At 71.1% G+C, this 17,345-nt stretch carries 18 protein-coding genes; 6 read left to right on the forward strand and 12 right to left on the reverse strand.

The features are described from left to right. Positions 1 to 10: 10 nt before the first annotated feature. Positions 11 to 1,558: an ABC transporter substrate-binding protein gene (locus C8E87_RS41875; RefSeq protein ID WP_133878868.1), complete on the reverse strand. Its 1,548-nt coding sequence runs from the start codon at positions 1,556 to 1,558 to the stop codon at positions 11 to 13. 155 nt (positions 1,559 to 1,713) lie between these two features. On the opposite strand from C8E87_RS41875, the gene C8E87_RS41880 reads away from it, so the two are divergent. Further along, positions 1,714 to 2,289 carry a dihydrofolate reductase family protein gene (locus C8E87_RS41880; protein ID WP_133878869.1) on the forward strand — a complete coding sequence of 192 codons (576 nt, stop codon included), beginning with the start codon at positions 1,714 to 1,716 and terminating at the stop codon, positions 2,287 to 2,289. Positions 2,290 to 2,319: 30 nt separating this feature from the next. On the opposite strand, the gene C8E87_RS41885 is transcribed toward C8E87_RS41880, so the two are convergent. Further along, positions 2,320 to 3,012, reverse strand: a complete 693-nt coding sequence (locus C8E87_RS41885; protein WP_133878870.1) for a helix-turn-helix domain-containing protein — start codon at positions 3,010 to 3,012, stop codon at positions 2,320 to 2,322. Between the two features lie 233 nt (positions 3,013 to 3,245). On the opposite strand from C8E87_RS41885, the gene C8E87_RS41890 reads away from it, so the two are divergent. Further along, positions 3,246 to 4,628, forward strand: coding sequence for a cellulase family glycosylhydrolase (locus C8E87_RS41890; RefSeq protein ID WP_133879281.1), 1,383 nt, complete (start codon positions 3,246 to 3,248; stop codon positions 4,626 to 4,628). A gap of 139 nt (positions 4,629 to 4,767) precedes the next feature. On the opposite strand, the gene C8E87_RS41895 is transcribed toward C8E87_RS41890, so the two are convergent. From C8E87_RS41895 to C8E87_RS41915, 5 genes are all read right to left on the reverse strand, one after another. After that, on the reverse strand, positions 4,768 to 5,553 hold the full coding sequence (locus C8E87_RS41895) for an SAM-dependent methyltransferase (RefSeq protein ID WP_133878871.1): 786 nt from the start codon (positions 5,551 to 5,553) through the stop codon (positions 4,768 to 4,770). A gap of 74 nt (positions 5,554 to 5,627) precedes the next feature. Next, complete coding sequence (locus C8E87_RS41900) at positions 5,628 to 5,855, reverse strand: zinc-ribbon domain-containing protein (RefSeq protein WP_133878872.1); 228 nt, start codon at positions 5,853 to 5,855, stop codon at positions 5,628 to 5,630. Positions 5,856 to 5,984: 129 nt separating this feature from the next. Continuing rightward, entirely contained in the window at positions 5,985 to 6,674 is a 690-nt protein-coding gene (locus C8E87_RS41905; protein ID WP_133879282.1) for a DedA family protein, read from the reverse strand. After that, positions 6,674 to 7,330: a DUF998 domain-containing protein gene (locus tag C8E87_RS41910; protein WP_133878873.1), complete on the reverse strand. Its 657-nt coding sequence runs from the start codon at positions 7,328 to 7,330 to the stop codon at positions 6,674 to 6,676. Before C8E87_RS41910 ends, C8E87_RS41905 begins: the two co-directional genes overlap by 1 nt. Before the next feature lie 31 nt (positions 7,331 to 7,361). Further along, positions 7,362 to 7,913: a DedA family protein gene (locus C8E87_RS41915; RefSeq protein ID WP_133878874.1), complete on the reverse strand. Its 552-nt coding sequence runs from the start codon at positions 7,911 to 7,913 to the stop codon at positions 7,362 to 7,364. A gap of 196 nt (positions 7,914 to 8,109) precedes the next feature. Here C8E87_RS41915 and C8E87_RS41920 point away from each other — a divergent pair, with 196 nt between their 5' ends. The 3 genes from C8E87_RS41920 to C8E87_RS41930 are packed head-to-tail and all read left to right on the forward strand — an operon-like array spanning position 8,110 to position 10,439. After that, complete coding sequence (locus C8E87_RS41920) at positions 8,110 to 8,439, forward strand: hypothetical protein (protein WP_133878875.1); 330 nt, start codon at positions 8,110 to 8,112, stop codon at positions 8,437 to 8,439. 7 nt (positions 8,440 to 8,446) lie between these two features. Next, positions 8,447 to 9,784, forward strand: coding sequence for a TrkH family potassium uptake protein (locus C8E87_RS41925; protein WP_133878876.1), 1,338 nt, complete (start codon positions 8,447 to 8,449; stop codon positions 9,782 to 9,784). After that, positions 9,777 to 10,439: a potassium channel family protein gene (locus C8E87_RS41930; protein WP_133878877.1), complete on the forward strand. Its 663-nt coding sequence runs from the start codon at positions 9,777 to 9,779 to the stop codon at positions 10,437 to 10,439. Before C8E87_RS41925 ends, C8E87_RS41930 begins: the two co-directional genes overlap by 8 nt. 110 nt (positions 10,440 to 10,549) lie before the next feature. Here the strand turns inward: C8E87_RS41930 and C8E87_RS41935 are convergent, their stop codons facing one another. The 3 genes from C8E87_RS41935 to C8E87_RS44145 form a co-directional block, all read right to left on the reverse strand. After that, positions 10,550 to 11,098, reverse strand: a complete 549-nt coding sequence (locus tag C8E87_RS41935) for a hypothetical protein (protein WP_133878878.1) — start codon at positions 11,096 to 11,098, stop codon at positions 10,550 to 10,552. A 95-nt stretch (positions 11,099 to 11,193) separates the two neighbouring features. Next, positions 11,194 to 12,114 (reverse strand): aldo/keto reductase, encoded by a 921-nt coding sequence (locus C8E87_RS41940; RefSeq protein WP_133878879.1) that lies wholly within the window; start codon positions 12,112 to 12,114, stop codon positions 11,194 to 11,196. Between the two features lie 46 nt (positions 12,115 to 12,160). Beyond that, complete coding sequence (locus C8E87_RS44145) at positions 12,161 to 12,319, reverse strand: hypothetical protein (RefSeq protein ID WP_166661460.1); 159 nt, start codon at positions 12,317 to 12,319, stop codon at positions 12,161 to 12,163. A gap of 219 nt (positions 12,320 to 12,538) precedes the next feature. Here C8E87_RS44145 and C8E87_RS41945 point away from each other — a divergent pair, with 219 nt between their 5' ends. Further along, on the forward strand, positions 12,539 to 13,669 hold the full coding sequence (locus C8E87_RS41945) for a serine hydrolase domain-containing protein (protein WP_133878880.1): 1,131 nt from the start codon (positions 12,539 to 12,541) through the stop codon (positions 13,667 to 13,669). Here the strand turns inward: C8E87_RS41945 and C8E87_RS41950 are convergent. After that, positions 13,666 to 14,445, reverse strand: coding sequence for a polysaccharide deacetylase family protein (locus C8E87_RS41950; RefSeq protein ID WP_133878881.1), 780 nt, complete (start codon positions 14,443 to 14,445; stop codon positions 13,666 to 13,668). The two genes, C8E87_RS41945 and C8E87_RS41950, sit on opposite strands and share 4 nt — an antisense overlap. A 160-nt stretch (positions 14,446 to 14,605) precedes the next feature. After that, positions 14,606 to 17,053: a glycoside hydrolase family 94 protein gene (locus C8E87_RS41955; protein WP_133878882.1), complete on the reverse strand. Its 2,448-nt coding sequence runs from the start codon at positions 17,051 to 17,053 to the stop codon at positions 14,606 to 14,608. Positions 17,054 to 17,345 lie beyond the last annotated feature (292 nt).

Consider the following 17,345-nt stretch of genomic DNA (forward strand, 5'->3'; position numbering starts at 1 on the left):
TCCGCCCCGGTCAGCCCAGCATGCGGATGGACGACGGATCGACGTCACCCTCGGAGAGGTCGAACTCGGCCCCGTTGCCGATCGACGGCGCGTTGGAGTTGGCGAACGGCACCAGGTCGAGGTTCGACACCACCGCCTTCTCGGCCGCGTTCCACTTGTCGCACCCCGCCTCGCCGGTCAGCTTCTGCGCCTCGGCCACCGCCGCCTGGTAGTCCTTGTTGTCGAACGAGCCGAAGTTGGCCCCGTCCGGCGGCGTCGGCCCCGACAGGAACGGCACGAGCTGGCTGGGCAGCGTGACGCCGATCGGGAACATCGCCACGTCCCAGGCGAGCTGCCCGGCGGCGATCTGACCGACCTGCGTGGTGGTGACCGACTTCAGCTCGACCTGTACGCCGGCCGCCTGCCACTGCTGTTGCAGCAGCTCGGCCGCGGCCTGCGCACCCGGGTTGCCGGTTGCGCCCCAGGCGACGACCAGCTTCTTGCCCGCCGCGGCGCTGCCCGCCAGGGCGGCCTTGCCCGCGGCGGCGTCGAAGGCGGGCAGGTTGCCGGCCACGTTGTCGCCCTTGCAGGGGGTCAGCGCCGGGGCGACCAGACCGGTCGCGGCCGTCCCGCGGCCACTGGTGAAGACCTGCTGCATCTGGCCGAGGTCGAGCGACTGCACCAGCGCCTCGCGCACCTTCAGGTCGGCGGTGGGCAGGCCGGCCTTCTGGTTGAACCAGATCTCGCCGGTCGGGGCCAGCACGTCACGCTTGAGGAACTGGTCGCCCTGCAGGCGGGCGGTGTCCGGGCCGGTGAACCGGGCCACGTTGACCTCGCCCGAGAGCACCAGGTTGGCCGTGGTGGTCTCGTTCGGGATCACCCGGATCACCACCTTGTCGGGCAGGCCCACCGTGTCGGCCTGGAAGTCGCCCGGCCCCCACGCGTACTCCTTGCGCCGGGTGAGCGTGTAGTGGTCGTCCGGCACGGCCTCGGTCACCGTGTACATGCCGGTGCCCTCGGACGCCTGCTTGAGCTTGGTCCGGTCGGCCAGGCCCTTCTCACAGACGATCGGCAGGCCGCCCAGGTTGCGCTCGAGGAACGCGTCCGGCGCCGGGGCGGTCACGGTGACGGTGCCGGCTGCCTCGTCGGCCGTGGCCTTGGCGCCGGCCGGCACGTACAGGCCGATCCGGGTCGAGGAGTTCTTGGGGTCGCCGACGAACGAGATGTTCTTGGCCACCGTGGCGGCCGTCAGCGGCGTACCGTCCGCGCACGTGACGCCCTTGCGGAGCGTGAACGTGGCAGTGGTGCTGGTCGACTCCCACTTCTCGGCCAGGCCCGGCAGCGTCTTGCCGTCCGGGGCGAACCCGAGGAGCGAGTCGTAGAGGAAGCGGTCGACCTGACCGGTGACCGACAGGGACGTGAAATGAGGATCGAGGTTGCCGGGGTCGCCCGGGACAGCCATCGTGAACGTCTTACCGTTGACGGGCTGACGACCGCTCTCGCCACCGCCGCCGTCGTCACCGCAAGCGGCCAGGAGCACCAGGGTTCCCAGCGCGGCCGCGCATCGCCAAGCCTTCATCGTGCCTCCACGTGCTGCGTGTCACAGCAGACTGCCGAGCACGGGCACCGCTTGTCTTTGGCGCTGCCGACAACATGAGCCCGCCGCACTTGTCGGTTCAGACCACTGTCGTTTTCGTCCAAGACCTCGCCGGGGACGTTTCCTAGGGTGAGCGCATGCGTGAAATCGTGTGTACGGCGTTCGTCTCGCTCGACGGCGTCATGGACTCCCCCGGCGGCCCGAGCGAGGGGCACCGCAGCGGCGGCTGGACCTTTCAGGACATCGAGTTCCTGCCCGAGGCGTACGCGCTCAAGGGCGAGGAGCTCGAGGAGACGTCGGCGCTGATGTTCGGCCGGCGCAGCTACGAGGCGTTCGCGCCGTTCTGGATCGACTCGCCCGACCACGCCGACTACAAGGACCTTCCCAAGTACGTGGTGTCGAGCACCCTGAGCGACGACAAGCTCGCCGAGGGGTGGGGCGAGACGACGATCCTGCGCTCCACGGACGACGTCGCCCAGCTCAGGAACGGTGACGGCGGCGCGATCTTCATCCACGGCAGCGGCGAGCTGGTGCGGCGGCTGTCCGAGGCGAACCTGATCGACCGCTACCACCTGCTCGTCTACCCGGTGCTGCTGGGCGCGGGCAAGAGCCTGTTCAGCCGCGAGGACAACGACAAGCGCCTGCTGACGCTGCGCTCGTCCGAGGCGTACAAGAACGGGATCCTGAAGCTGATCTACGACGTCAAGCGCTAGAGGCCGGGCGCGGCGGGCTGTGCGGCCCCGCTACAGGTTGAGTGCGATCGCGCCGCCCGCCCCCTCGCGCAGCTGGCGGGCGGTGCGGCCGACGTAGCGGCGCAGGGCGCGGGCCAGGTGCGGCTCGTCGAAGTAGCCCAGGGCGGTGACGACATCGGCGACCTCGGCCCCGCCGGCCAGCCGCAACGAGGCCTCGGTGACCCGCTCGATCTGGCGCACAGTGCCCTCGGCCAGGCCGGTCGCCGAACGGAACCGGCGCTGCAGGGTGCGCGGGTTGACATCGGGGCGCCCGCCGCGGCGGACCTCGGCCACGAGCGGGTCCCGCACCACCGCGCCCGCACGGACCAGCCGTCCGACCAAGGCCTCGGCGTCGTCCGGGCGGGGCGTCTCCCAGCGGTGGCCGGCGAGCCGGAACGACCAGGCGGCGGTGTCAGGCAGTTCGAGGCCGCTGTCGACCAGTGCCCGGGTGGGCAGGGCGGCCAGCGATGTGCCGACGGCGAACTGGATGCCGGTGAAGGTGGCGCCCTCGGGCACGGGCGCCGCGCCTGTCGCCGTCTCGGGCCCGGTGACCGCCGCGTACGAACGGCCCCGCTGCTGCCAGAACACCAGCCCCCAGGTCACAGTGGCAACCGACGTCATCTCGGCGACCTGCTCACTCGTGCAGGTCCACACCTCGCTGACCCACGGGGAGTCCGACCCGCGAGTGTCGAACCGAAGCCGCATCGTCGAAGCGTACGGGAAACCGATCCTGACCGTCCGCGCCTCGGCCGCCCCGCCTTCCCGCGCGCTCACCACCCCGGCCGTACGCCTTGGGCGCGGCCTGCCGCGAGGCTTGATTACATTGATGTTTCCGAATGGTTGACAACGCTGTCACCCTCACTCAGTCTTCTTGGGAGCGCTCCCATAATGCTCACCCCATCCCCCGGTTTCGGATTCCGTGAGGTGACGAAATGAAGATGCGAAACAGATGGCTGGCCGGGCTTGCCGCCGTGGCCGCCGCGGCCGGACTGGCGTTGACGGTCACCGCGCAGCCGGCCGCCGCCGCCACCGGCATCAGGGTCAGCGGGACCCAGATCCTCGAGGCCAACGGCAACCCGTTCGTGATGCGCGGCGTCAACCACGCCCACACCTGGTACGCCGACCGGTTCTCGTCGCTCGCCGACATCAAGGCGCTGGGCGCCAACACCGTACGGGTCGTGCTCAGCACCGGCGACCGGTGGACCCGCAACGACGCCGCCGACGTGTCCCGGGTGATCGCCGAGTGCAAGCGGCTGCGCCTGATCTGCGTGCTCGAGGCCCACGACACCACCGGGTACGGCGAGGACGCGGCCGCCACCACGCTGGCCCGCGCCACCGACTACTGGATCGGGATCAAGAGCGCCCTGGACGGCCAGGAGAACTACGTCATCCTCAACATCGGGAACGAACCGTACGGGAACCAGAACGCCACCGGCTGGATCAACGACACCAAGACCGCGATCAGCCGCCTGCGCGCCGCCGGGTTCGCGCACGCCATCATGGTCGACGCGCCCAACTGGGGTCAGGACTGGCAGTTCGTCATGCGAGACAACGCGGCCTCGGTGTTCGCCGCCGACCCGCAGAAGAACACCATCTTCAGCATCCACATGTACGGCGTGTTCGACACCGCGGCCGAGATCACCGACTACGTCGGACGGTTCCAGACCGCCGGGCTGCCGCTGGTGATCGGCGAGTTCGGGCACAACCACTCCGACGGCAACCCGGACGAGGACGCCATCCTGGCCACCGCCCAGGCCCGCGGCATCGGTTACCTGGGCTGGTCGTGGAGCGGCAACGGCGGCGGGGTCGAATACCTCGACATGGTGACGAACTTCAACGCGTCCCAGCTGACCTCGTGGGGCGAGCGGCTCTTCAACGGTGCCAACGGCATCAAGGCGACCGCACGCGAGGCGACCATCTACGGCGGGACGACGACACCGCCGACCCCTCCCCCGACCACTCCGCCCACGACGCCTCCCACCACTCCCCCGACCACTCCGCCCACGACCGCGCCGCCCACGGGTGGTTGCACGGCCACGTACGCGGTGACCGGCTCGTGGGGCAGCGGCTTCCAGGGTGCGGTGACCGTCACCGCCGGCCAGTCGGCGATCCGCGGGTGGACCGTCGCCTGGACGTGGCCCAGCGGGCAGCAGTTCACCAACACCTGGAACGCGGCGGTGACCACCTCGGGCAGCACGATCACCGCCCGCAACATGTCCTACAACGGCAGCCTGGCCGCCGGGGGAACGACGACGTGGGGCTTCACCGCCTCGAGCACAGGCACCAACACGTCCCCGGCCGTGACCTGCACCGCAGCATGACCGTCCCCGCCTGACCACCCGGGCGGGCGCGGCCGTGCCGAGCCGGCACAACCGGCCGGACGGGCGTGACCCGCCCGGATGCGGGACCCGCCAGGAGCGTCCGGACGCGGGAGCCACCCGGACGCGGGGCCCACGCGGCTCAGTCCTTGATGGCCACCCCGCAGTACTGATTGACGTCGACATCGCCGGCGCCGGTGTCCGGACGCCAGCGGTTGCACGGCACCACTCCGGGCTCCAGCAGCCGCAGCCCGTCGAAGAAGCGGCCGATTTGCGCGGCACTCCGATACTTGATCTTCGGGGTGCCGCGCTCGTTCCAGAAGTCCACGATCCGCTTGGCCTCGCCGGTGTTGATGTCGTCGCAGCCGTGCGCGACCACCAGGCAGCTGCCGGCGGGCACGGCGTCGACCAGCGTGCGGACGGCGGCCAGCGCGGCCTCGTCGTCCCGCAGGAAGTGCAGGATCCCGAGCAGCGTCAGCGCGACCGGCCGGCCGAAGTCGAGCGTGTCCGCGGCGGCACGCAGGATCGTTTCCGGGTCGTTGAGGTCGGCCTCGACGTACTCCGTCCGCCCCTCGGCGCTGCCGGTCAGCAGCGTGCGGGCGTGCACGAGCACCAGCGGATCGTTGTCGACGTAGACCACCCGCGTCTCCGGCGCGACGGCCTGAGCCACCTGATGCGTGTTGTCGGCGGTGGGCAGCCCCGAGCCGATGTCGAGGATCTGCCGGATCCCGCCCTCGGCAACCAGGTGCCGCACCGAGCGGCGCAGGAACTTCCTGTCCTCCTGAGCGAGCGTGACGATCGACGGCAGGATCCCCGCGATCACGTCCCCGGCCTCCCGATCGACCGGGAAGTTGTCGGTGCCGCCGAGCCAGTAGTTCCACAGCCGCGCCGAGTGCGGCGTGCTCGTGTCCAGTCGCGGGTCCGTCATGCGCTCCCCCTCGGTCCACAGTGGTCAGCGCATCACATGGTGTCAGCCCGTACGCCGCCGCGGAAGCGCCACGGTCAGGCCGGGATCAGCTCCTCCCGGGCGGCGTTGCGCAGCCGGCCGCAGTTGGTGCAGGCGACGAAGTGGCGGGCGGGCCGCACCGGGAACAACGGCACGAAGAACAGGCTGAACTTCGTCGTACGCCGGATCAGGGTTTGCGCCGCCGTGGCCCCGCAGACCTCGCACACCCCCAGCCGCGAGCCGACGATCTTGTCTTTGCCACGCACTCCGAAGATGAGAAACACCCCTCAACCGTACGTCGCAAGCCCGGTCACCGCCGGTCAGCAAGCTCACCGGAGCGTTGCGGAGCACGGTCGAGCGTTCCATCGACACGATTTGCCGGAAGCGATGCCCGGCAAATGGCCGCCCGGCGGTCAGGCGCTCGGTGATCCGCGCCCGGTTGACCAGCCCGGTGCGCGGGCCGGTGACGGCCGGACGGCGCCGGCGGCGACGAGGACCCGGGTGTCGTCCTCCGGTTCGACGGGGACGTTGTCACGCCGGCGGCGGCCCCACAGCCGGCGGCCCAGCTCGGACAGCGCGGTGATCGCCAGGGCGAGGCCGAGCCCGGTCGCCAGCCCCAGCGCCGGGTTCGACTCGAAGGCCGCGCCGCCCAGGTAGCCGACCAGGCCGGAGTACGTGGCCCAGACGACGGCGGCGATGCCGGTGAACAGCGAGAAGCGGCGCAGGGGGTAACCGGTCGCGCCGCCGGCCGTGACGACCGCGGTGCGGCCCCCGGGGACGAAGCGGCCCGCGATGATGAGCGCGCCGCCCCGGCGATGCAGGTGCGGGCCGACCCTGCCGGCGAGCCGGGCAAGGCGGCCGTCCCGGCGGCGGGTGCGCAGGAGCCGGCCGAGGGCATACCCGATGTGGTCGCCGATGAACGCGCCCACCGCGGCCAGCACGATGATCAGCGGCAACGACGGGATGCCGGACACGGCGAAGACGGCGGCCGCGATGACAACGGTCTCCGCCGGGACGATCGGCAGGAACGCGTCGAGCAGCGCCAGCACGAGGACGACCAGGTAGACGACGGGCGAGGTCATCAGGGACTCGATCCAGTGCATCAACTCCACCGGGATCCCTCCTCCGCTTCGAGAACCCAGGCGCAGAGGCCGACCACGACCAGCACGAGCGCCAGGAGGATGCGTTCAGCCAGTCCCGCGTACGCGGGAAGGCCTTGATCAAGCAGCACGGCAGGGCCGTTGACCAGGGCGAAGACGAGGCACGCGACCACCGCCGACCAGCCCGCGGCCCGCAGCGCGCGCACCCGGCCGGTCGACGCCCGCCGCCCGGCCAGATGTGCGACGAGCAGGGCGAAAAGAGGGGGCAGGACGGCCATCACGCCGGCCGCGCCCCGATGGACGACCGCGGCCACCCCGGGCTCGGTTCCGGACAGGTTGGTCGGGAAGACCGCGAGCGCGATCAGCGACACCGGCCACGCCCCGATCAGCACGGTCAGCAACCCGGTCAGCCCGTCCGGCGGGAACGCGCGGCGGACACCGGCCAGCAGCCAGACCCCTGCCGCGGCCAAGCCGCACGACGCCAGGACGAGCAGGACGGCGCCGGGCACGGTCGAGATCGACTCGCTGAGCATCTGGTTCACCGGGTCGACGTCGCCGACCACGAGCAGCGCCGCGCCGGCCACCGTGGCCAGGGCGAGGCTCAGCTGGGTCCGGCGGTACCACTGGCCGCCGACGGCCCGGACGGTCGTGGCGGTCACCGGGCCACCCCGGCATGAACGAGGACGCGCATCAGACGGTGCCCTTTCGTCGGTAGTAGCGCTTCATGGCGAGGTGGAAGCCGAACACCGGCACGGCGACCGCCCCGGTGAGCAGGAAGATGCCGCCCGGCAACGCGAGCAGCGCGGTGAGCTGGGTGCCGAGCAGCGCCCCGAGACCGATCAGGAGCAGACCGCGTACGGCGGCAGTGGCCCCCACCCAGGCGGCGAACCGGCGGTACGAGATCCGGGACAGCCCGGCCCACACGAAGGCGGGCAGGGCGACGACGTCGACGATCTTGGCGGTGATGACCAGCCGTGGCAGCGGGACGTCGGCCGGCCTGCCCAGCTTGAGTTTGCGTAGCCAGACGGCCACCCACGGCCGGCGGGCGGCGCGGCCGACGAGGTAGAGCAGGGTGTCACCGGCCACCTCGGCCAGCACGATGATCAGCCAGATCGGCCAGAACGCCGCCGCGCCGGCCGACACGAGCGTCCCCGCGGTGATCGTGGCGGCCGGACCCTCCAGGAGCACGAGAGGACCGAGCACCAGGTAGGGGTGCTCGAGCACGGCCTGCGTCAGATCCATGCCGAGAAGACTCGTGCCACGGTTACGTCCGGGGCGTCCCTCCGCGGAGCCGTTCCGGATAGCTCTGTCGTAGGGGGTCGGGTGCTCCCCCGGTATCGTGGACACCGTTACGCGACGCCGCCCGGAGGTTGATCACGATGCACCCGTCCTAGCGACCGCCCCGGCCCGGGGCGGCACGGAGCCGGAAGGCGACCGTATGAGCAGGACAGACAAGACCCGCCCGTGGTGGGTCCAGATGGCCGACGCGCCGATGACCGCGTGCCGGCCGCATCACGATCACCGGTTCGGGCCGTGCACCCTGCCCGACGAGATCAACCGCGACACGGCCGGGCTGGGCGACGCCCGGGGCGGATGCCACTGGGCGGGCACGGCGTCGTACTGGTACCGCCGCTGCGAGAGCAAGGGCCACCGCGAGTGGGCGCAGATGCGGCGCACCGAAAACCGCCGCGACCGCCATCAGGCCCGCCGTCGGCTGCGCTCGCGATACCGGCAGCAGCCGCCGGGCATGATCGGGAGTGGGGTATAACTCTCTGATGCGCCCCGCCCGTCCCCGTCCGGCGCGGACCGTGACGGTGGCGTTTCTTGGGGCGATCGCGGTCGGCACCGCGTTGCTGCTCCTGCCGGTCTCGCGGGCCGGGCCGGAATCGCCTTCGTTGCTGACGGCGCTGTTCACGGCGACCTCGGCGGTCACCACGTCCGGGATGACGATCGCCGACACGGCCACCTACTGGTCCGGGTTCGGGCACGTGCTGCTGACGGTGCTGACCCAGGCCGGCGGGTTCGGCATCACCACGATCGCGACGCTGGCCGGGCTGCTGGTGTCGCAGCGGCTGGGGCTGCGCGGACGGATGATGGCCGGGGTCGAGACCAACACCGGGGTGGCCCACGGCGACGTACGGCAGGTGCTGGTGCTGGCCGCCGTCGTCATGCTCGCGGGCGAGACCGTGATCGCGACGATCTTCGCCGCCCGGCTGCACCTGGCCTACGACGTCCCTTGGGGCCAGGCCGCGTGGGAGGGGGTGTTCAACGCCGTCCAGGCCTTCAACAACTGCGGTTTCTCGCTGCGCAGCGACGGCCTGACCGGTTTCGCCGGCGACTGGTGGATCTGCGTGCCGCTGACCCTGGGCGTGATCGTGGGCGGCATCGGCGTGCCGGTGCTCCACGAGATCGGCCGCCAGACGCGCCGGCCCGCCGCCTGGTCGACCCACACCCGGCTCACCGTGGGCGGCACGCTGGTGCTGCTGGTGGCCGGGTTCGCGGCAGTGCTGGCCCTCGAGTGGGGCAACGCCGCGACGCTGGGCCCGCTCGGCGTGCCGGGAAAGATCCTGGCAGCGTTCGTGCAGGGCACGATCCCCCGCTCGGGCGGCTTCAACACGGTTGACTACGGCGCGATGAACGAGGACACGTCGGCCGTCGTGGTCGCGCTGATGTTCATCGGCGGCGGCAGCGCGAGCACCGCGGGCGGCATCAAGGTCACGACGTTCCTCCTGCTCGCGTACGTGATCTGGGCCGAGGTGCGCGGCGAGCGCGACGTGGTGATCGGGCGTCGCCGCATCGCCGAGGCCACCCAGCGGCAGGCCGGCACGGTCGCGTTCCTCGGGGCGGCCACAGTCGCCACGGGCACGCTGGTGCTGCTCGTGATGACCGACGGGGTGCCGTTCGACAGGGCCCTGTTCGAGATCATGTCGGCGTTCAGCACGGCCGGTCTGACCACCGGGCTCACCGGCGAGCTGTCCGCGGCCGGGCAGCTGGTCCTGAGTGCGATGATGTTCATCGGTCGTGTCGGGACGGTCGCCGTCGCGTCGGCACTGGCCCTCAACACCCGTCAACGGCGGTACAGGTATCCGGAGGAGCGACCCATCGTTGGCTGAGAAGGACGACGAGAACGTGGTGGTCATCGGGCTGGGCCGGTTCGGCGGGCAGGTGGCCGACTCGCTGCTGCGCCTGGGTCACGAGGTGCTCGGCATCGACGAGGACCCCGAACTGGTGCAGCAGTGGTCGGACAGGCTGACCCATGTGGTGCAGGCCGACGCCACCGACGAGGACGCGCTGCTGCAGGTCGGCATCAAGGAGTTCGACCGGGCGGTCGTGGGGATCGGCAACGACATCGAGGCGAGCGTGCTCACCGTGGTCACCCTGAGCGAGCTGGGTGTGGGTGACATCTGGGCCAAGGCGGTCTCACCCAAGCACGGCCGGATCCTGCGCTCGGTCGGCGCCCACCACGTGATCCATCCGGAGATCACCATGGGTGAGCGCGTGGCCCACCTGATCGCCAGCCGCATGCTCGACTTCTTCGAGTTCGACGACGGGTTCGCCATCGCCAGGACCCGGGCCCCGCGCGACTCGGCCGGACGCACCCTGGCCGACCTGGCCCTGCTCAGCCGGCACGGCATCACGGTTGTCGGCGTCAAGACCCACGGCACGGATTTCGTGTACGCAGCCCCCGAGACCGTGGTGCCCGAACACGCCGAGCTCGTGGTGGCGGGCCGGACCGAGCTTGTGCAGCGCTTCGCGGCGACGACCTGAGCAAGCGACGACCTGAGCAAGCAACGACCCGAGCACGAGACGACCCGAGCACGAGACGACCCGAGCACGCGGCAACCTGAGCGCGTGCCGGCATGCCACCTCCGGGGGGGTCAGCGCTCCCAGACGGCGGCGGCTTCCTTGTCGAGCTGCGGGACCCAGCCGAGGGCCATCGGGCGGGCGGCCGTCTTGGGGAAGGTCAGCTTGAGGGTGCCGGCGCCGGGCTCGAAGCGGACCCGCTTGCGCTGGGCAGGCTCGTTCTCCCAGCCCTCGAGGTCGTAAACCGTGAACAGGGCCGGGTCGATCGTGAACGGACGGTCGGCCCGGACCGCGAGGGTGGCCGTGGCCGACTTGGCGGCGTACTCGGCCGTGGTCAGCGTGACGGTGGCGACGCGGGCCGTGCCCTTCTTGACCGTGACGACCTGGCTGGCCTGGTGGTAGGTGAGGCCCTTGTCGGCCGAGGACACGGCCGGGAGCGGGGCGGGAGTCGCGAAGGCGGGCACGGCGGGAACTCCCTGCGCCGCCGGAGCAGCCTGGGCCGCCGGGGCCGCCTGCCTTGCCGGAGTTGCCTGGGAGCGTTCCTGGGCCGCGGCGGTGCCGGCGACGGCGGCCACGACGCCCGCGACGCCGATCACGATCAGCGACACGATGGGCTTCTTCATGCTGGCGGCTCCCCGGATCGGCGGTGCAGTCCTGCAGGGTACCGGATGAAGGCATCCTCAGGGGTCCGCACCGCCCGATCCGGGTGATTCTTCGCTTAGTTGGCGGCGTCGAGCCTTTCCCGTACGGCGGGGTCAAGCTTGACATCGCGGGCCGCCATCACCTCGTCGAGGCGCTCCACGGTGCTCGCCCCGACGATCGGCCACACCTCGGGGTCACCGCCGAGCAGCCACGACAGCACCACCTGGTTCTGGGAAACACCCAGCTCACCGGCCACCTCGGACAGCAGAGCCAGGCGCCGGGCGGTGCCGGGGTGGTCGTACGCCTCCTCCAGCGGACGGTCGGCCCGCCCGTACGCCCCGTTGATGAGCGTCGAGTACGCCCACAGGTCGAGGCCGGGTGTCGAGCGTACGTAGTCGAGGGTCTCCGGGAACACCTGCCGGTGCGACCACGACTCCAGGGCCGCGCCGGGACGGGGTTGCGCGTACGAGTGCCGCAACTGCAACGCCGACCAGCCGCTGCCCAGGGCGCGAGCCTGCTCGACCCGCCAGGCCGGGGTGTTCGAGGCCCCCGTACGCCGGGTCAGGCCCTCGCGGAGCAGCTCACCGAACACGCCGGCGGTCTCGGCGAGCGGCACCGACCGGTCCTCCACATGGGCCCAGTACATGTCCACGTGATCCACTCCGAGGCGCCGCAGGCTGCCGGTGACGGCCTGCCGGATCGTGGGCGCGGCCAGCCCCTCCATGGCTTCGAGCCCGCGGGCCGGGTCGGTCGGCTCGGCCCCGCACTTGGTGCTGATCAGCACCCGTTCGCGCATGCCGGGCCGGGCGGCCAGCCAGCGGCCGATCACCTGCTCGCTGTGCCCGCCCAGGCCCGACGGGTGCTCCCAGAACGCGTAGTTGTTGGCGGTGTCGATCCACCGGCCGCCGAGTTCGACGAACCGGTCGAGCAGGGCGAACGAGTCCCGCTCGCCGATCCTGGTCCCGAACAGCATTGCTCCCAGCACGATCTCTGTCATGCCGTCGGATGCTGCCCCTTCGAGTGCGCTCGAAGTCAAGAACCGGTCACTCGGCGCGGAGCGGCTTCGCCACCACCTGGACGATCTCGGCGCGCAGCGGCTTGGCGTTCACGGCGGCGGCCGCGGCGCCGACGGCCCCGCTGGTCGCCACGAGCGCCCCGACCACGGCCAGCGTGCTGAGGGTGCGATGGAGTGCAGACTTCACGATGGTTCCCCCGTTCGTCGTCTTGTCCGGTCCGAGGACGCTACAACCGTCCCTGCTTGATCGGGGCGGCCGCGGGCCATCCCTCCACAGGGTGCGCAAACTCCCCCGGGGTACAGCAGGCTGTACCCCGGTTTGTCCCGGCAGCGGGATCGATCATCGTGCGCGGCGGCGGCAGGCTGAGCGTGTCCGAAACGGCACCTCGACGCAGGGAGACAACCGATGCGCAAGACCCTCACCTCACTCGCCGTCCTGGGTGGCCTGGCGGCCGGCGGCGCGGTGGCGGCCGCCCCCGCCACGGCCGGCCGGGTCGATCCGGTGCAGCGGAGCCTGAACAGCCTGGTCAGCGTGGACAAGTTCCCGGGGGCGTCGGCGTCGGTGCGGCAGGCCGACGGGCGGGTGCGCCACTACGCCGCCGGGGCCGGGAACCTGCGTACGGGCAAGAAGATGCCGGCCGACGCGCGGGTGCGGATCGCCAGCAACACCAAGATGTTCACCGCGACCGTGGTCCTGCAGCTGGTCGGCGAGGGCAAGGTCGAACTGGACGAGCCGGTCGAGACGTACCTGCCGGGCCTGGTGCGCGGCGCCGGCGGGATCGACGGGCGGAAGATCACCGTACGGCAGTTGCTGCAGCAGACGAGCGGGCTGCCGGACTACGACGACGAGCTGTTCACCGACTTCCTCAACGCGCTGCACACCTACTACGAGCCGCACGACCTGCTCAAGGTCGCCTTCGCGCGGGCGCCGGAGTCGAAGCCGGGCGAGAAGTTCGTGTACTCCAACACCAACTACATCCTGGCCGGGCTGATCGTGCAGAAGGTCACCGGACGCCCGGTCGGCGAGCAGATCACCAAGCGCATCATCGAGCCGCTGGGGCTGCGGCACACGTACTGGCCGGCCGACGGCGAGACGACGATCCGAGGCGCGCACCCGCGCGGCTACTTCCCCGCGGTCGGCGGCAACCCCCCGGTCGACATCAGCGAGTCGGAGTCGTCGGCCGGGTGGGCGGCGGGGGCGCTGGTCGGCACGCCCAGCGACATCAACACGTTCCTGGCCGGGCTGCTCGGAGGCAAGCTGCTCAAGCCGGCCGAGCTGGCCGAGATGAAGAAGACGGTGGACGCGCCCGGCTTCGACACCGTCGGGGGTTCGCGGTACGGCCTGGGCCTGGCGACCTTCAAGCTCACCTGCGGCGGGTTCGCGTGGACGCATGGCGGCATCGCGCCCGGCTACGTGACGTACGTGGGAATCGCCCCGTCGGGCAAGGCGGCCTCGATCGCGGTCAACTCGATGGTCGCCGAGGCGTCGGCGGCCGAGCACCTGGACAAGTCGCTCGACACGGCCCTCTGCGGCTAAGCGGCTCCGACCAGCTCGGAGACGGTGACGAAGCGGTAGCCCTGGTCGCGCAGGCCCTCGATCAACGCGGGGAGGGCCTTCAGCGCGACCAGGCGGCGCTTGTCCCCGGCGTCGTGGGCCAGCACGATCGAGCCGGGGCGCACCGTGTCGATGAGGTCGCGGGCCTGGGCGGCGGGGTCGGCGGCGTACTTGCGCTCGCGCATCTGGTGCGACCAGAGCGCGATGTCGTACCCCAGGGAGTCGGCGGCCAGCACGGTCGAGCCGCCCAGATGCCCGTACGGGGGTCTCATCAGCGTGGCGTCGCGGCCGGTGTGCCGCTTGATGGCCTCGTGGGTGCGCTCCAGCTCGCGGCGGGCCCCGGCCAGGTCGAGCGTGGCCAGGTCGTCGTGCGACCAGGAGTGGTTGGCCACCTCGTGCCGGTCGAGGCGGCCGCGGAGCAGCCCGGCGTGCTGCTCGAGGTGCCGGCCGACCACGAAGAACGTGGCCGGCGCCTGGGCCCGGTCGAGCACGTCGAGGAACTGCGGGGTGTAGTCCGGCAGCGGCCCGTCGTCGAAGGTGAGCGCGACCAGTTTCTCGGTGACCGGCTTGAAGTAGTGGATGTGCACGCCGCCGTGCGCCACCGCGCCGAGGTCGTCGGCGGCCGAGGCGTACCCGCCGCCCAGCGGTGGCCGGTCCCAGCCGAGCCAGTGTTCGACCTGGCCGGAGCCGGCCAGGGCGGTGGCCGCACCGCCCGCGGCGAGCAGGGTCCCCCGCAGCATTGCCCGTCGAGTAAGCATCTTTCCCCCATGAACGTCCCGGCTTGTCAGCCTGGTTGATCATGGGCGGGACGCGCCTCGGCCACCGGACTGGTTTGCTCGCAGTCCCCTATCGGCCGGAAGTAGGAGCGTCAGCAGGCTCGGCGATGACTTTTTCCGCAGCCACCGCCGAGCCCGCCGGTCAGCTGATCACGGCTTCCACGCGCACCACGGCGCCGGGAGCGGCGGGCGGCACGACCGTGCCGTCGACCCGCTCGCCGTTCACGATCAGGTGCGACACCCCTCCGGTCGCGCCCGCTTCCTTGCGTACGGAAATCTCGTAGGTCGCCCCCCGGAAGGCGCGCGTGGCCTGGAAGCCGGGCCAGCTCGCGGGCAGCACCGGGTCGATGCGCAGCCCGTCGAGCTCGGGCCGGATGCCGAGGATCCACTGGGTGATCGCCACGAAGTTCCACGCCGCGGTGCCGGTCAGCCACGAGTTCTTGGCCTCGCCGTGGGTGGGCGCGTCCTTGCCCGCGATCATCTGGGCGTAGACGTACGGCTCGCAGCGGTGCACCTCGCTGATCTCCTCGCGGGCCGACGGGTTGATCCGCCGGTAGTAGTCGAACGCGCGGTCGCCGTTGCCGGTCATCGCCTCGGCGATCATGATCCACGGGTTGGTGTGGCAGAAGATCCCGCCGTTCTCCTTGTAGCCGGGCGGGTACGACGAGATCTCGCCCAGCTCGATGCGGTAGCTGGAATACGCCGGCTGCTGCAGGACGATGCCGTGCGGGGTGGCCAGCCGCTCGGCCACGCTGTCGAGCGCCTGCTGGGCCAGCCCGTCGTCGAGACCGACCCCGCCCAGCACGCACATCCCCTGCGGCTCGATGAAGATCTGCCCCTCGTCGTTCTCGCCCGAGCCGATCGGGTTGCCGTAGAAGTCGTACGCCCGGCGGAACCACGCACCGTCCCAGCCGTGCTCGACGATCACGCCGGTCATCTTCTCGGCCGCCGCGCGGTACTCGGCCGATTCCGCGTCCAGCCCGCGCTGCCCGGCGATCGCGGCCAGCTCCTTGGCGGCCAGCACGAACTGCCCGGCGATGAAGACCGACTCGGCCGTGCCACCGGTGACGTTCTCGGTGGTCTGGAACGGCTCGCCCGGGGTGTCGGAGAAGCAGTTGAGGTTGAGGCAGTCGTTCCAGTCGGCCCGCCCGATCAGCGGCAGGCCGTGCGGGCCGAGCCTTTCCTGGGTGTAGCACAGCGAGCGGCGCAGGTGTTCGTAGAGCGGCGCCTCGCTGCCGGGTTCGTTGTCGAACGGCACCGGCTCGTCGAGGATCGACCGGTCACCGGTCTCCTTGAGGTACGCCGCCACGCCGAGGATCAGCCACAGCGGGTCGTCGTTGAAGCCGTCGCCGATGTCGTTGTTCCCGCGCTTGGTCAGCGGCTGGTACTGGTGGTAAGCCCCGCCGGTGTCCATCTGGGTGGCGGCGATGTCGAGGATCCGCTCGCGGGCGCGTTCCGGCACCATGTGGACGAAGCCGACCAGGTCCTGGTTGGAGTCGCGGAAACCCATGCCCCGCCCGATCCCCGACTCGTAGAACGAGGTCGAGCGGCTCAGGTTGAAGGTCATCATGTTCTGGTACGCGTTCCAGACGTTGACCATGCGGTCGGTGTCGGCGTCCGGGGTCGTCACGTGCAGGCCGCCGAGCAGCCCGTCCCAGCCGGCGCGCAGGGCGGCGAACCCCTCGGCCACGGTCTCCGGCCGCAGCCAGCGCTCGATCACGGGGCGTACGTTCCGCTTGTTGAGGGTCTGTGAGCCCGGTGGGTCGAACTTGTCGTCGCGCGGGTTCTCCGCGTACCCCAGCACGAAGTTGATCTCGCGCGTCTCGCCGGGGGCCAGATTCACCCGTACGTGGTGACTCCCGATCGGCTGCCAGCCGTGCGCGACCGAATCCGAGGCGGCGCCCCGCTCGACGGCCGCCGGACTGTCCCAGCCACGGTAGGCGCCGAGAAAGTTCTCGCGTTGCGTGTCGAACCCGGCCAGGGGCTCCGAGCAGGCGAAGTACGCGAAGTGGTCGCGCCGCTCCCGGTACTCGGTCTTGTGGTAGATCACCCCGTCGGCGACCTCGACCTGGCCGGTGGAGAAGTTGCGCTGGAAGTTGGTGGCGTCGTCCTGGGCGTCCCACAGGCAGAACTCGACCGACGAGAACAGCGACAGCTCGGCCGCGGTGTCGCGCTCGTTGGTGACCCGTACGCGCCACACCTCGAGGGTTTCGCCGAGCGGCACGAAGTACAGCGTCTCGGCCCGGATCCCGCCGCGCGCCGAGGCTATCCGGGTGTAGGACAGCCCGTGCCGGCACTCGTAGTCGTCGAGCTCGCTGCGGGTGGGCTGCCACGACGGCGACCAGTAGTCCCCGGTGGCGTCGTCGCGCACGTACAGGTAGCGGCCGCCGAGGTCGTACGGGGCGTTGTTGTAGCGGTAGCGGGTGAGCCGGCGCAGCTTGGCGTCGCGATAGAACGAGTAGCCGCCCGCGGTGTTGGAGACGATGCCGAAGTACGCCTCGGTGCCCAGGTAGTTGATCCAGGGCAGCGGCGTGTCCGGCCGCTCGATGACGTACTCACGACGCTCGTCGTCGAAGTGTCCGTAGCGCAACAGAGTCCTCCTCGGTCGTTCGCCCGCTCGCCCCCGATCGGGCGCCCACACCTATGGGAGCGCTCCCACAAGCGGCCTAACAGTCATGTTATGTGTGGCCCGGCTCACCCCGCTACACCGTCTCACGGACATCTGGCCACCTGCGCCGCTGACCTCCGCCTTCTCCACCCGGCTCCGAGCGCGGGTGCCACGGCTGCCCGAAGAGCGTCGCGCAGATCACCACAGTGGCCCACGGGACCCAGGGACCGCCTGCCACCGAGGTCGCGCCGCCGTCTCGGGCTGCCGCTGAACC

The organism is Paractinoplanes brasiliensis, assembly GCF_004362215.1.
GTDB classification, from domain to species: domain Bacteria; phylum Actinomycetota; class Actinomycetes; order Mycobacteriales; family Micromonosporaceae; genus Actinoplanes; species Actinoplanes brasiliensis.